General features: G+C 63.0%; 13 protein-coding genes. 11 read left to right on the top strand and 2 right to left on the bottom strand.

Going from position 1 to position 14,884, the window contains the following annotated elements:
• Position 1 precedes the first annotated feature (1 nt).
• From icmH to KVT32_RS11940, 5 genes are all read left to right on the top strand, one after another.
• Entirely contained in the window at positions 2 to 877 is an 876-nt protein-coding gene (gene icmH / locus KVT32_RS11960) for a type IVB secretion system protein IcmH/DotU (protein ID WP_152382775.1), read from the top strand.
• A gap of 32 nt (positions 878 to 909) precedes the next feature.
• Positions 910 to 3,036 (top strand): type VI secretion system Vgr family protein, encoded by a 2,127-nt coding sequence (locus KVT32_RS11955; protein ID WP_152382776.1) that lies wholly within the window; start codon positions 910 to 912, stop codon positions 3,034 to 3,036.
• A 32-nt stretch (positions 3,037 to 3,068) separates the two neighbouring features.
• Positions 3,069 to 3,884 (top strand): DUF4123 domain-containing protein, encoded by an 816-nt coding sequence (locus KVT32_RS11950; RefSeq protein ID WP_217618249.1) that lies wholly within the window; start codon positions 3,069 to 3,071, stop codon positions 3,882 to 3,884.
• A gap of 89 nt (positions 3,885 to 3,973) precedes the next feature.
• Positions 3,974 to 6,985 carry a T6SS effector BTH_I2691 family protein gene (locus tag KVT32_RS11945; RefSeq protein ID WP_152382778.1) on the top strand — a complete coding sequence of 1,004 codons (3,012 nt, stop codon included), beginning with the start codon at positions 3,974 to 3,976 and terminating at the stop codon, positions 6,983 to 6,985.
• 3 nt (positions 6,986 to 6,988) lie between these two features.
• A complete protein-coding gene (locus KVT32_RS11940; protein WP_193725333.1) occupies positions 6,989 to 7,864 on the top strand; it encodes a DUF6708 domain-containing protein in 876 nt (291 codons plus the stop codon).
• A gap of 55 nt (positions 7,865 to 7,919) precedes the next feature.
• Here the strand turns inward: KVT32_RS11940 and KVT32_RS11935 are convergent, their stop codons facing one another.
• Entirely contained in the window at positions 7,920 to 8,468 is a 549-nt protein-coding gene (locus KVT32_RS11935; RefSeq protein WP_217618248.1) for a hypothetical protein, read from the bottom strand.
• Positions 8,465 to 9,400, bottom strand: a complete 936-nt coding sequence (locus KVT32_RS11930) for a LysR family transcriptional regulator (RefSeq protein ID WP_217618247.1) — start codon at positions 9,398 to 9,400, stop codon at positions 8,465 to 8,467. Before KVT32_RS11930 ends, KVT32_RS11935 begins: the two co-directional genes overlap by 4 nt.
• 184 nt (positions 9,401 to 9,584) lie before the next feature.
• On the opposite strand from KVT32_RS11930, the gene gtdA reads away from it, so the two are divergent.
• The 6 genes from gtdA to KVT32_RS11900 all read left to right on the top strand — a co-directional run bounded on the left by gtdA (position 9,585) and on the right by KVT32_RS11900 (position 14,882).
• The gene (gtdA, locus tag KVT32_RS11925; protein WP_180097463.1) at positions 9,585 to 10,652 is read left to right on the top strand and encodes a gentisate 1,2-dioxygenase; all 1,068 of its coding nucleotides are present in this window, start codon (positions 9,585 to 9,587) and stop codon (positions 10,650 to 10,652) included.
• A 74-nt stretch (positions 10,653 to 10,726) separates the two neighbouring features.
• Positions 10,727 to 11,425 carry a fumarylacetoacetate hydrolase family protein gene (locus KVT32_RS11920; RefSeq protein WP_152382781.1) on the top strand — a complete coding sequence of 233 codons (699 nt, stop codon included), beginning with the start codon at positions 10,727 to 10,729 and terminating at the stop codon, positions 11,423 to 11,425.
• 15 nt (positions 11,426 to 11,440) lie between these two features.
• Positions 11,441 to 12,079, top strand: a complete 639-nt coding sequence (gene maiA / locus KVT32_RS11915) for a maleylacetoacetate isomerase (RefSeq protein WP_152382782.1) — start codon at positions 11,441 to 11,443, stop codon at positions 12,077 to 12,079.
• Positions 12,076 to 12,459, top strand: coding sequence for a chorismate mutase (locus KVT32_RS11910; RefSeq protein ID WP_152382783.1), 384 nt, complete (start codon positions 12,076 to 12,078; stop codon positions 12,457 to 12,459). Before maiA ends, KVT32_RS11910 begins: the two co-directional genes overlap by 4 nt.
• Positions 12,452 to 13,477, top strand: coding sequence for a tripartite tricarboxylate transporter substrate binding protein (locus KVT32_RS11905; RefSeq protein ID WP_227741317.1), 1,026 nt, complete (start codon positions 12,452 to 12,454; stop codon positions 13,475 to 13,477). Before KVT32_RS11910 ends, KVT32_RS11905 begins: the two co-directional genes overlap by 8 nt.
• A gap of 52 nt (positions 13,478 to 13,529) precedes the next feature.
• On the top strand, positions 13,530 to 14,882 hold the full coding sequence (locus KVT32_RS11900; RefSeq protein WP_152382784.1) for an FAD-dependent oxidoreductase: 1,353 nt from the start codon (positions 13,530 to 13,532) through the stop codon (positions 14,880 to 14,882).
• The last annotated feature ends 2 nt before the right edge of the window (positions 14,883 to 14,884 follow it).

The following is a 14,884-nucleotide window of genomic DNA, read 5'->3' as shown; positions in this document are numbered from 1 at the left end:
GATGAGCCATAACGTGATGGTCGGCAACGACCGCATTGAGACCAGTCCCTCTCCTTCCGTTCTGCCCAAGGTGCCGGACGACTTCATGCGTACCCCTCGGGAACCCAGTATCCGTGACGCGGATCGGGTGCTCTACGAAGGGGTGGACCGCATCAATGCGGACGAGGATCTGCAATTTCAGTTGCGCGGCCACAGCATCAACCCCTTGGTCGACATCGCCCAGCCGCTGTTCGGCCTGGTGATGCGGGTGCGCCGCATGAAGGACCTGCCGGAAGACGATGTGAATCGGCTATATGAGAACGTCCGGGACCATATCACCGCGCTCTCGGAAGAGGTTCGGCAGCTTGGATACGACGGGGCGACGCAGCTGTCCTTCCGCTACGCCCTGTGCGCCTTCATCGATGAAGCAGTGATGGCGACGCCATGGGGTGTGGGTTCGCGATGGAAAGGACGGTCTCTCCTGAGCTATCACCACAACGAAACCTGGGGTGGCGAGAAGTTCTTCACGGTGCTGGCGCGAATGCAGATGGACGCCGTCAAGTACCGCGACGCCCTCGAGTTCAAGTACCTCTGCCTGTGTCTGGGCTATCAGGGCAAGTATGGCCAACAGCACAACAACAAAGACACGCTGAACGCCCTTATTACCCGGCTGCATGAGCAACTGCGCCAGCTGCGGGGAGACGTGCCCGAACGTTTGGTCGACGCTCCTGCGAACATCTCCACGCTCCGTCACAGGCTGGACCGGCAGTGGCCGCTTTGGACGCCTTGGGCGCTAGCCGCGGTTGTGGTGGCCGCAGCGTTTCTGTACTTCTCCCTGAAACTGGGCGCCGCCACGCAGATGGTGCTGGATTCGCTCGAGAGCATTCTCAAACAGTGAAGCGGCTAGTTTTGAACTGGAGATAAGACATCATGCCCACGCAATCCGATCTGCACTTCACCTTCACCGTCGGCGACGCGTCTTTCGACGTCGTCGAGTTCATCTTGCAGGAAGGCCTCTCCGAAACTTACGTGCTGCAAATCGAACTGGCCAGCGCCAATGCGGCCGTCGACTTTGGCAGTGTTCTGGACCGAGCCGCGCTGCTCACGATCTGGCAGGGACAGAATCCGGTTCGCCACGTGCACGGCGCGGTATCTTCATTCGTCCAGGGCGAAACCGGCTTTCGCCGCACGCGGTATTCGGCGATCGTCGAGCCACGCTTGGCGCGCCTGAAGCTCAGTTCCGATTGGCGAATCTTCCAGGCGCTGACCGTTCCACAGATCGCCGAGGCGGTGTTCAAGGCGCATGGCCTGAATCAGGACTACGAGCAGCGCAGCACTGCCGAGCACCAGGCTCGCGAATACTGCGTGCAGGCCGGTGACACGGATTACCACTTTGTCGAACGCATCATGCGCGAGGAAGGTTTCTTCTATTCCTTCCGTCATGGCGCCGAAGGACATCAACTTGTCCACAGCGATCGCCTCTTCATCCACGGCCGCGTCGGCGACGCGCCGGTGCAGTACAACCCGACACCCGGCGGCGACCAGCCGCAGCCTGCGCTGCGTCGCTTCGCCTACACCGAGAACGTGCGCACCGCGCGCCAGACCCAGCGCGACTACACCTTTCACCATCCGCGCTATACCCACCAGCACAGTCGAGATGGGCGGGATCTTGACCACCAGGGACGCCGCTACGAGCGCTACGACTACCCGGCCCGCGCCAAGTTCGACGAGGCCGGCAAGCCCTTCGCCGAGAATCGGCTGCGCGGACACCGACGCGATGCGCGGGTCGCTTTTGTTGAAGGCGATGACCCGCGCCTGCAGCCGGGTATTTCGTTCACCCTGGCCGGGCATCCTCGCGAAGATCTCAACCGCGGCTGGCGCCCCGTCCGCATTGTCCACCGCGGCATCCAACACACAAGCCAAGCCGAGGAAAGCGCCGATGCCTCGCACGGCACGCATTATCGCTACGAGGCCGAGCTAGTTCCGGACGACGCCGAGTGGCGTGCACAACCGCTGCCCCGGCCGCGCATCGAGGGACCACAGAACGCCGTGGTGGTCGGCCCACCCAATGAAGAGATCTACACCGACGAATACGGCCGCGTGAAGGTCCAGTTCGCCTGGGACCGTCTCGGCAAGGAGGACGAACACAGCTCCTGCTGGATACGCGTATCCCAGAACATCGCTGGCGCCACGTGGGGCCACATGGCCATTCCCCGCATCGGACAAGAGGTCATCGTCTCGTACTTCGACGGCGATCCCGACCAACCCGTGATCACCGGCCGAGTCTACAACCGCCTGCAATTGCCGCCTTACGACCTGCCGCGCCACAAGACGCGGATGACCATCAAGACCAAGACCCACAAAGGCGAGGGGTACAACGAACTGCGCTTTGAGGACGAGAAGGATCAGGAAGAAATCTACGTCCACGCGCAGAAGGACCAGAACATCCACGTCAACCACGACGAGTCGACGTTCGTGGGTCACGACCGCAGCGAGCAGGTCGAGAACGACGAAACCATCACCATTGGCCACGACCGCAGGGAGACCGTGGGCAATGACGAACAGGTGAACATCGGCCAGGACCGGCGGCACGACATTGGGCGGGACGACTTTCTGACGGTGGGGCGTAATCACACGATCTACACCGGCAAGGACCGCACCGAGGAAGTGGGCAACAACCGCCGCGACAAGACTGTGGCGAATCATTGGGTGAGTATTGGCGGGCACCAGGAGCAGAGCGTGGAGGGGCACGCGGAGCTTCAGGCGGGTCAGGCGATTCGGCAGCGCACGAAGGTGTATGAGCTTCAGGCGGCGGAGAGCGTGATTTTGAAAGGGCCTGGGGGGACGATTCGTATTGATGGGTCGGGGATCACGCTTGAGGGGACCGCCATTTTGATCAAGGGGCCGATGAGCCAGAAGGGCGGTGGGGCTGGCAACCCATTTGCGATCCGGAGTGACCCGGCCACGGGCAAACCCATCGACCGCCTGTGCGGGCGCCGTCCGGACGGTACCTGCCCGTTATCCGACTGCCGCTGTCTTGGAGGGCTCGCTCGATGACACTTCCCAAAGCTCCGCCTTGGATCACATCCATGGGTAAGGACATCACCCAGGATGCGCTTCCTCGCACGCCGTTCCGCTATCTGTTGCTGATGACCGTGCCACTACAAAACTGGGCCTACCGCCCTGTGCCGCAAGAGGGCGAATACCGCCCCGCCTATGCGCCTGGCGTGTTGGACATGGTGAAAGAATTCGATCCCTTACCCTGGCATGCTTGGGTCTGGCAAGGCACGCCACTGGATGAGCAATTTGACCGCGGCCCGCTGCTAGTTGACGCGACGAGCCAGCCTGGGCTGATGCAAGAGGCTCTCACGCACTGGGCGCCCGCAGGTGGCGCAATGTTCATCGGTGCGGCGGCCGATCTCGGTGATATGGCGGCACACCTCAGAGGTCTAGTGCAGCTTGATCTGTCTTGTGAGGGCGAAGCCACCTTGAACGTTCAACCACATCACCTCGCCGCCTGGCTCGAGGCGTTGGACGAGGACCACCGCGATGCGTGGCTTGGTCCGATCAGCGCTTTGCTCTGGCGCGCTAGCTGGGGTCCAGTTCACGACTGGCGCCGCGTGGATCGCGACGTTTCCGGAAATGTTGACGGCAAGACGAGTGTACTGATGCTGCGCCCTCACGAGCTCGAACGCTTCGACGCAAACATCCGTGAGCACTTCATGCACAGTCGCATCTACGAGGTGCATTCGATTCCCGATCACACCGGTCGCAGCTTCGAAGAGATTCGCGACTGGATAGAGCAACTCCTTCAATTGGCCGACCGTCTGAATTTTCACGAAGAAACCGTCACGGCTCAATACATAAACCTGTTCGCCCATCATCCGTGGCTGCTCCAGAGATGAGGTACGCGAAATTCTCAATGACTTGACCGAGTCGCCTCAGGCTCGTCTGCGTCAACTGGACGCGCTCGTTCGCGCACAGGAATCCGCTGATGACTAAGACCACAGCAGGCGGCGCAAAGTCCGCACCGGCGTGCTGCCCACGCATTCCCATTCTTCCCATCCGATATGCGATTGTTCCGAATTCGGACGGCTCCGCCCAGTATCGGTACGCCAAGTCCGGCTTCAGCCTGGAAATGGGCTTTCCGTTTCTGCAGTTGTCTTCGTATACCTTGCGTGCCATTCGTCCGGGCTATGTCTATGTCTTCATGAAAGGCCCAAAGGGCGAGAAGCTCGTCATTCATGAGTACGACGGTGAAGGTCATTATCAGGAATTGACATACACCGGGCTGGAGAACTACGACAGGAAGGACAGGTACAAAGCGGGCGCACGCATGGGGTGGGTGTGGGCAGACACCAGTCCCGAGACTGCCAAGGAGGTGTGGGTCGGCTATAGCCCGCACCTCTGGACCAACGACATGACGGCCAGGATCTCCGCAGATGCCACGGTGCGGCGGCTTCATATGCGGCCCCTGGACATGGCCGAACTGACCTCGGGTGTCAAATCGCCTTCTGGCCAGCCCCACGTGCTGCCGGCGGTTGCATTGACACAGTGGGTCGAGGACTTCAAGCCGCGCCAGGAGCGTCTGCCGCTGGATTGGAGCAGCCATGCAAGCAAGGATGATCTGCCCGTTGGCACGTTTCTAGCTCAACGAAATCACTATCGGTTTACGCAAGCGCGAGTGCCGGCGGTCGTGGTTCTCAATGACGCGGAGGGACTGTGCCATGATCTCGGCCTGTCCGTCGCCGCGTATCAGCATCAGACACGCGACCTGATGCCCTCCGAACAGATTCATTCGGCCTCCGGCACGGACAACGCCGAGCTCGGCGCGAAGGATTTCCCGAGGGCATTCCGGCAGGACGTGGAGGTCTTGAGCGCTAAGAGCCAAAGCTACCATCACCGCAATTTGGTGGCGTTACTCCTTGAAAAGACCTTGCGAAACATGTACCCGCGCGACAAGCTTGCGCCAGAACATTTGGCCAAGTTGCGCTATGAATATCAGCAAAAGCAGGTTGGTCACCACCGTCGCTTCACGTCCTCCGAGATGGTCTTCGAGGTGCTTACGAACGAGCACGTTTCGCCCGCAGGCGGTCGTTTAGGAGAGCGTATCGACAAGGCCAAGTATCACCAATTCCTGGCCGAGCGCGACGAGGTTGAGAGCCGATTGCGACGTCTCCACGCCATCGTGGCCAAGGCGAGCGAAGATCACGATCAGTGGCTTGCCACTGCCGAAACCGCATGCGGGAACGATCCGAACAGCCTAGCGGCGCCCCTAACCGCTTACGATCGCAACAACCGAGTATCAGCGATAGGGCTGGAAGTGTCCCTGTCGATGCTGATTCATCCCATGAGCCAATCGTTGCCCGGCACCGAGGACGACGACCCTCGCTTCACGCGGTTGAATGCTTGGCTCGACGAGGATGACAGCCCGATCTACACGGCGTTGGCGCCATTCAATCCCTTCAAGGAAAAGGCCGATGCGGTGGGGTCTTTGCTGGGTGCCGCGGATTACATCATTGAGGATCTGGCGGGGCGCTTTCCCGCCACAGCCGGCGTCACGGACCTGACAGCGCACACTGTGACCACCGTGGTGCTCAAACGCATGCGCGGAAAGACTCGCTGGGATGCCAGCCGCACCCTGCGGCAGCAGGTACTTGCCGCCGCCGATGAGGCCAACGCAAGCAAGGCCATGGGCTTGTTGAGCGCTCGCTACCGAATCACCGACGAGGCTGTACGCCCGGATGCCTTCAGCAGAGAAGTCGACAACCTCATCAATTCTGGCATGGCGAAGGTCGAAGAGATAAAGAAGGTACGCGTCCACGGCAGCCGCACAGTGACCATCGAGGAAACCCTGACGCGGCGTGTGAAGCCGAATATTGCATCGCTGCTCAACACGACGGGCGGAGGAGCGTTAAACGTAGGCATGCTCTGGTTCAACATCGTGAGCCTTCGGACCGCCTACGCCAACTTGCGGAGCGATCCGTCTTTCGAATACGCGGCTGGCTTCGCGTCCGCGCTTTTCGGACTGGCGGGCGCCGCAGCGGCTGTGCTGGTCAGCGCGCGGGCTTCTCACAAGATCATTATGTTGCGAGTCAGTGCGACTGTTCCGGGAATGACTTTTGGGAATGGGCACATTCGGTTTATCAGCAGCAATTTGTTTACTCGGTTGGTGGGTTATCCGGCCATCTTTCTCGGATTTTCGGCCGACGCTCTGAAGGCCATTCGCCAAGCGAAACAAGGAGACATGGCAGCAGCCAGCCTCACATTCGCAGGGGGGATTGCATCAACCCTCGGAGGAGTCGCGCTCTTGGAAGGAACCCTCGCTATCGCCGGAGCAACCGCTGTCATCCCTTTCGCCGGCTGGGCTGCCGCAGCATTCGCGCTACTTGGCGCCGGCGTTCTTGCGATAGGCCTTGAACTGCATGCCCACGCAAAGGATCGCGTCCATCAACCTTTTGAATTATGGGCCGTGCGAGGCGTGTTCGGCACCAGGCAAAACGACGGGGAAAAAAGGAAGGGAATCAATCTAGATCCAAACGATCGGCTACCGCCTTATCCCGAGGTACGAGATGAGATCAAGGCTTGGTATTCCGCCAATTTCGCACCCGTATTACTTGACGATCATCAGGCAAAGTCGCTGGGAATCACCAACGTAGACAGTCGTTGGCATGAAAACACCGCTTGGTCGATACCGAACTGGGGGCAGATTACAACCGATAGCGTACCGACAGAACCTAGCGTCGCCGAATTCACCGTATTGCTTCGAGGCTATATCACTGGACAAAGTGACTGGAAGTACAAACTGTCCGCTCCGGACGCTGGTCAGGAGAGCGATGTCAATGCTGCCAAAACAGCCTTTCATCTCGCATCTGGCGAGCTGGTAATTAACTTCAAGATTCAAGCAAAGAGCAAGTCCGGCGTCGAACTAAAAATTGAATACCAGCCCAATCAAGGACTTGATGAGAGCGCCGTCGTATTCACCACTTTTAAATTGATGAGCTGATTCATGGCAATCACCTGGCTGTTTTCGCAACACGAGAAATCAATATCAGTTCCTGTTATCAACGACCAACTAGCGGACATGGACGAAGAGGTCCTCTCGCTGCGCAATCCGTGGGCAGTGGATTCCGTCTTCATGGGAAAGCTGTATGTGGCCTTTAACGCACTTGCATCGCTATTTTTGATTTGGATGTACTTCGAAATTCCAACGGCTTCTACAGACTCATCGGAAAGGCAGCTCTTTGTCCTAGTGTATGTATCGGGCGGCGTGGTTCTGTTCACTTTTTTTGCCTTGCTGACTTGGTATCGAGTTTTCTACATTACCCGCCTATCTAATTTCTACTTCAACCGCAGGCTCAAAAAAGTTTATTACCAACGCAACAAGACCCTCATCCAGTTCGACTGGGCGCAGACCGAGGGAGGCGTATTCGTGCGCAATGAATTTGGCGGTGCTGGATTTACCACCAACTTTGCCCTCGCCTTCGGCCCCAAGCCTACGGCCGGTCAAGAGAAGAACCGTATCGTCCTCTGGGTCGACAGCAACCACTCCAACGACCCAGACCCCCGATACGTCGCGCAGGTGTGGGAATACATCCGGCAGTTTATGGAAGAAGGTCCCGACAGGTTGCCAGCGCCAGGCGAACCCAATTGGTGGTACGCCCCGCTCCACCGGATTTGCCTGACGCCCGCCGAAGCTTGGCGCCACTACGCGCCCTGGCGCTCAGGCGAACCCGGCGAAATGCAAGGCAAAAAGAATTGGCTGCTGCCGATGTGGCTCGTGCTCTTCCCCTACAACATGTTTTCCGCGTTGTGCTGGTACGCGGTGTGCCGCGCCTTCAACGTTCGAGGTGCGCCGCCACCGCCGGAAGCTCTGGGGCGCTAGGACATGCCGCGAATTGCAAGGTGCCCTTCAAGTACCCGCGGACGGCACGTGATCGCTATGCCCGGCGCGCCAAACACCGCAAAGCCACCCGATACCCCACAAACACATAAAACCCGCCAGAATTCATCACCAGCCAAGCCCCCAACCCGCCGAGCACCGCCACCACCGGCCCCACCGCCCTGACGTCGCCCTGCGTCCAGGCGATGCCGCCGAGTGCGCCCACGGCGATCAGACCGATCGACAGGCGCTTGAGCAGCACCACCCCCTGCACCCGCCCCGCCATCATCAGGACCATCCCGATCGACAGGCCCAGCGCAGTCCCCGCGCACACCGCGACCAGCGCGAACGCGGCCATCGCGGGGCCTGCAAATCGCAGCAGCAGGCTCAGCAATTCGATCCCGACGCCCAGCCCACCCGCCATCACCAGCACGGACAGCACCAAGGGCGACCACATGCCCGGCGGCGTGCGGCCCTCGTCCATGTGGGCCACGAAGCGGTGCATCGCCGCGGACGAGGAAGGGGCGTTGCCCGCCTCCAATGCCGCTTCCAGCTTGCGGCACTGATCAATCAGGGCGTTCAGGCCGGAGGCGGGCTCGGGAGTCATAGCCGTGTCACGCCGGGGGCATGTTCGGCTACGGTGCTTCGCAGCGCCGCCATTGCCTCTTCCACCGCCACGGGCCGGAACGCATCCTCCCGCCAATACATCGCGACCGACCCGAACCCCGACAGCCGCACCGGAATGATGCGCATCGCCCGCATCTGCGAAAAGCGCAGCGCGGCGCGGTGCGACGCGACGCCGATCATGTCGCTGTTGTTGATGAGGGTCAGGTTGACGGTGACGGAATTGGATTCGATATGGTCGGGCGGCGGCGCCTGTCCGGCCGCGGCCAACGCGGCGTCGACCGCGTTTCGGATGGGCGTGCCTTTGGGCCACAGGATCCAGCGGTAGGACAGCAGGTCCTGCCAGCTTGGCTGCTCCACTGCGAAGAGCGGATGGCGAGGCCGCGCCACCAGATGGATGGGTTCCAGGTACAGCGCCTCGAAGCGGATCGCGGGATCGTGGTGCTCCGGCGCCGACCGTCCCACGACGATATCCAGTTCCCCTTGCGCCAGTTGGGCCAGCAGACGATCGGTCGTTCCCTCGACCAGTTTCACGCGCGCCTGCGGCATGCGTTCCAGCAGCTTCATCACCGCCAGCGGCACGGTGTCGGAGGCCGACGCGCCGGATGCGCCGATCACGACGCGCCCGCCGCCGCCCTCGCGCAGGGCCGCCATGTCCGCGCTGGCGCGATCCAGTTGCGACTCCACGCGCTGCGCGTGCGCGATCAGCACGTCGCCATGCGGCGTCGGGCGCAGGCCGCGCGCGTGACGCTCGAAGAGCGACAAGCCAATATCGTCTTCCAGATCCTTCAGCCATTTCGACAGGCCCGGTTGCGTCGTGTTGAGCATCGCGGCCGAGTGGCTGATGTTGCGGGTCTGGGCCAGGCTGAGCAGCATCTTCAGATTGCGCAGCCGCAAGCGATGGGTCCAGTCCATGCAGGCCCTTTTGGTGGGAGGTTTGTCTCGTATGTATATGGTTATTGGTATGGATAATAAGATAATTTCATTTCAAACCACATAGCTCCTGCTCGCATAATCGTCTCCATATCAGGACCAGCCGCGAACTTACGCGGCGGCCGCCCGTAGAAGCCGGCACCAGCCGGACATACAGGAGACAACCATGCACGACGGTCATTGCGCCGGCGCGGACAGCGCCGCTTCGGACCGCGCCCGTTATTACGCGCGCATCGCCAAGAAACACATGGCCCCGCTGTGGGAATCGCTGCACAACCTGGTGCCGCGCCAACCCGCACCGCGCTGCGTGCCCGCCCTCTGGAAGTACGACGACGTGCGCGACGACGTGATGGCGTCCGGATCGCTGATCACCGCGGAAGAAGCCGTGCGCCGCGTGCTGATCCTGGAAAACCCGGGCCTGCCCGGCCAGGCCAGCATCACGCAAAGCCTGTACGCGGGACTGCAGCTCATCCTGCCCGGCGAAATCGCGCCCAGCCACCGCCACACGCAATCGGCCCTGCGCTTCATCGTCGAGGGCCGCGGCGCGTACACCGCCGTCAACGGCGAGCGCACCACGATGCACCCCGGCGACTTCATCATTACGCCCTCGTGGACCTGGCACGACCACGGCAACGCCGAAACGGTGGAAGGCGGCGAGCCGGTGGTCTGGTTGGACGGCCTGGACATTCCGCTGCTGCGCTTCCTGGATGCCGGCTTTGCCGAGAACTATCCGTCCGCCACGCAGCCGGTCACGCGGCCCGAAGGCGACAGCATGGCGCGCTTTGGCCACAACATGGCGCCCGTGCGGCATCACGTTTCCAGCGGCACCTCGCCCATCTTCAACTACCCCTACGAACGCAGCCGCGAGGCGCTGGATGCGCTCTACCGGCACGGCGAGCTCGACCCGTGGGACGGCGTCAAGCTGCGCTACCTGAATCCGGCCACGGGCGGCTATCCCATGCCGACGATGGCCACCTTCATGCAGTTCCTGCCGGCAGGCTTTCAGGGCAAGACCACGCGCACGACCGACTCCACGGTGTACAGCGTGGTCGAGGGCCGAGGCACGGCGCGCATCGGCGACCAGGAGTTTCATTTTGGGCCGCGCGATGTGTTCGTCGCGCCCTCCTGGATGCCGGTGCAGCTTGCCGCGCTGGAAGACGCGACACTCTTCAGCTATTCCGATCGGCCGGTGCAGGACGCGCTGGGCCTGTGGCGCGAAGAACGCGTCGACTGACGGCCTGATGGCCTGACGGCGGCACCGCCGCACGGCCGCTTTTTAAATTTCCCTCCGCTTTCAAAGGGTGACCCATGTCGTTTGTGTTTGCTCCCGCCGCTCCCGTTGCCGTGCCCATCGCCGGCAGCCAGGACAGTTTCCCCGTGCGCCGCGTGTACTGCGTGGGCCGCAATTACGCCGCCCACGCGCGCGAGATGGGTTTTGACCCCGACCGCGAACCGCCGTTCTTCTTCTGCAAGCCGGCCGACGCCGTCGTGCCGGTCGCGCAAGGCAGCACGCTCTCTCTGCCCTATCCGCCCGAAACGGCCAACCTGCACTACGAGGTCGAATTGGTCGCCGCCATCGGCAAGGGCGGTGCCAAGATCAGCGTCGACGAGGCCCTGCAGCACGTGTGGGGATACGCCGTCGGCCTGGATATGACGCGCCGCGATCTGCAGATGAAGATGCGCGAAGCCGGCCGCCCGTGGGAACTGGGCAAGGCGTTCGACCAGAGCGCGCCGATCGGCCCGCTGCATCCGGCCCAATCGGTCAGCGGCATCGAGCAGGCCGGCATCTGGCTGCAGGTCAACGGCGCCGACCGCCAGCGCAGCGACATCGGCAAGCTGATCTGGTCCATCGCGGAAACCATTGCGTATCTCTCGAAGTACTTCCGCCTGGAGGCCGGCGACCTGATCTACACCGGAACGCCCGAAGGCGTCGGCCCCGTGGTGCGCGGCGACAGAATGGTCGGCGGCGTGGACGGACTGGGCACGCTCAGCGTGCAGATGGCTTGAGGCCGGGAGACCCGCATGCAACTGCACAACTTCTTCAACAGCTCCACGTCCTACCGCGTGCGCATCGCGCTCGCGCTCAAGGGCCTGTCCTATGAATACCTGCCCGTAAACCTGCGCAAGCAGGAGCAGCGGGCGCCGGACTACGTGGCGCGCAACCCGTCGGCCGGCGTGCCGCTGCTGATCGACGGCGACGTTGCGCTGTCGCAGTCGCTTGCCATCATCGACTACCTGGACGCCACGCATCCCGAGCCGCGCCTGATTCCCGCCGACACGCAGGCGCGCGCCCGCGTGCTGGAGCTGTCGCACGCCATCTCGTGCGACATCCACCCGGTCAACAACATGCGCATCCTGCGCTACCTGCAGGAAGTGCTGGGCGCCAGCGAAGCGCAGAAGAACGCCTGGTACCACCACTGGATCCGCGAAGGCCTGACGGCGGTGGAAGCGCTGCTGGCGCGTCATGGACACGGCGCGTACTGCTTTGGCGATGCGCCCACGCTGGCGGACTGCTGCCTGGTGCCGCAGGTGGCCAACGCGCAGCGCATGGGCTGCGATCTGTCGCCCTACCCGCGCATTCTGCGCGTCGTCGAACACTGCAACGCGCAACCGGCCTTCCAAGAGGCCGCGCCCGCGCAACAACCGGACTACACCAAGTGAGCAAGCAAGAACCCGACACGCAAGGCGCCCCGCTGCGCGAGTACACCGACCCGGCCTACCGCCCGCTGTGCGCCACCCTGGCGGACGTGCGCGCCAATATCGACCGGCTGGACGACGAGATCGTGCGGCTGATTGCCGAGCGGGCGATGTACGTGAAGGACGCCGCGCGCTTCAAGCGCGACGCCTTTCAGGTGAGCGCGCCCGCGCGCCAGGCGCAGGTCTTCGAGAAGGCCCGGGCGCTGGCCCAGCGCCACAACCAGGGATTCACGAATCTGGAGCAGGTGGTGGACGCCACCTACCGCGCGATGGTGGCCGCCTTCATCGCCAATGAACAGACCTATTTCGACACCATGAAGAACGTGGGAGACACGCATGCTTGATTCTTCGACCTCGCAACCGGGCCGCTGCCTTGCACGCCGTTTTGCACGCCGTTTTACGACCCGTGCCGCGGCGTTTGGCCTGGCCTTGCTGGCGCCGTTGGCCGCCACCGCCGCCGACGCGTGGCCCACGCAGCCGCTCAAGGCCGTGGTGCCGTTCGGCCCGGGCTCCAGCCCCGACCAGGTCGCGCGCATCGTCAGCGAGAAGGCCAGCGCGATCCTGGGCCAGACCATCGTCGTCGAGAACAAGCCCGGCGCCAGCGGCAACATCGGCACGTTCGCCATCGCCAATGCCAAGCCAGACGGCTACACGTTCGGCGTGTCGATCACCGGTCCGCTGGTGAACAACACGCTGCTGTTCGACAAGCTGCCCTACGCGCCCGCCAAGGACCTGTCGCCGCTGACGTTGGCGGTGCACCAGCCCAATGTGCTGGTGGTGCCGTCCGCGGCCGGCATCGACAACATCGGCCAGCTGCTGGAGGCATTGAAGAAGAATCCGGACAAGTACAACTTCCCGTCGCCGGGCGCGGGCACGGTCTCGCATCTGGCTGTGGAGTTGCTGTTGCAGCAGATCGGCGCGCGCGCCACGCATGTGCCCTACCCGTCGTCGCCGGCGGCGCTGACCTCGCTGCTGTCGGGCGACACGCAGTTTGCCGCGCTGCCGCCCATAGCCGTGATGCCCATGGTCAAGGACGGCCGGCTCAAGGCACTGGCGGTGACCTCGTCCAAGCGCTCCGCCCTGCTGCCCGACATCCCGACGCTGGCCGAAGTCGGCGTGCAAGGGATCGAAGGTTCCGCGTGGATCGGCTTCGTGGTGTCGTCCAAGACGCCGGCGGACGTGCAGAAGAAGCTGTCCGACGCGCTGATCCAGGCCATTCACGACCCCGAGGTCGCCAAGCGGCTGCAGGCGCAGTTCATGGACCCCGTCGGCGATACGCCCGCGCAGTTTCGCAGCTACATGGACGACGAGTTGAAGCGCTGGGAGCCGTTGATCAAGAAGCTGGGCATCAAGGGCCAGTAAGGACGTCGCGCGGCCCGGCCGCGCGCCGACAGCAACAAGCAAGGAGAGTCAGATGGTCATCACCGAACCCGCCCGCCAGGTGCCGCTTTATGGCGAGTACGAGGTCGTCGTCCTGGGCGGCGGCCCGGCCGGCGTGCTGGCGGCCGCCAGCGCCGCGCGCAATGGCGCCAGTGTGCTGCTGGTGGAGCGCTATGGATTTCTGGGCGGCATGGGCACCGCTGCCGGCGTGTCCAACTTCTGCGGCCTGCACGCCAACATCCATGGCGACATCCGGCAGGTGGTGCACGGCATGACCGACGACCTGCTCGACCGCATGCGCGCGATGGACGGGCTGAACGACCCGCATCTGATCCTGGGCAAGATCCACGCGCAGGCCTACGACATTTCGGCGTTCAAATGCGCTGCCGACGGCCTGGTGCAGGCCAGCGGTGCGCAGGTGTTGTTTCACGCGCTGGCCACCGGTGTCGCGCGTGACGACCAGGGCCGCGTGGACGCCCTGTTCCTGGAAACCAAGTCCGGCCGCTGCGCCGTGCGCGCAAAGATCTTCATCGACTGCTCGGGCGATGCCGATATCGCGCAATGGGGCGGCCTGCCGTTTGAAAAGGGCGATGCGCTCGGCCACATGCTGTATCCCACGCTGATGTTCAAGGTGGGCAATGTCGACGGCGCGCGGGCGCAGGAAGCCTGGAAGACCATTCCGGCGCTGATGGACGAGGCCACAGCCAGCGGCGAATTCACCTTTCCCCGCAAGGGCGCCATCGTGCGCCCGCAAAAGCACGATTACGAATGGCGCGTGAACGTCACGCAGCTGGCCAACGCCGACGGCAGCGCCGCGGACGGCACCAACGCGGATTCGCTGTCGGCAGGCGAACTGGAAGGCCGCCGGCAGATCATGAACTACCTGGCTTTCCTGCGCGGCAAGGTGCCGGGCTTCGAACAGGCCTATGTGCTGGACATCGCGCCGCAGCTTGGCATTCGCGAGACCCGCCGCATCGTCGGCGAGGCGGTGCTCAGCAAGGACGACGTGCTGGGTTGCGCCGACTTTCCCGACAGCATCGGCGTCAATGGCTGGCCGCTGGAGATGCACACCGCCGGCGACGTCAAATGGGTCTGGCCGCCGATTCCGGAATCGCGCGGCTACAACCAGCTGCCCTTTCGCATGATGGTGCCCCGGCGCGGCCCGGGCGTGGCCGACAATGTGCTGGTGGCGGGCCGCTGCGCCTCCATGACGCACGAAGGCCAATCTGCCGCCCGCGTGAGCGGCAGCTGCTTTGTCATGGGCGAGGCGGCGGGCACGGCATCCGCGATGGCGTTGCGCGAGGGCATTGCACCCGGCGACGTATCCATCCCCGCGCTGCAGGCGCAATTGAAAAAGCAGGGCGCCTTCCTGGGCGGCCAGGACTGATC

Origin of the sequence: Achromobacter sp. GbtcB20 (assembly GCF_019091095.1) — a bacterium.
Lineage (GTDB): Bacteria > Pseudomonadota > Gammaproteobacteria > Burkholderiales > Burkholderiaceae_B > Achromobacter > Achromobacter mucicolens.
Note: the sequence above shows the minus strand (reverse complement) of the source record. Positions and strands in the feature narration are given on the sequence as shown.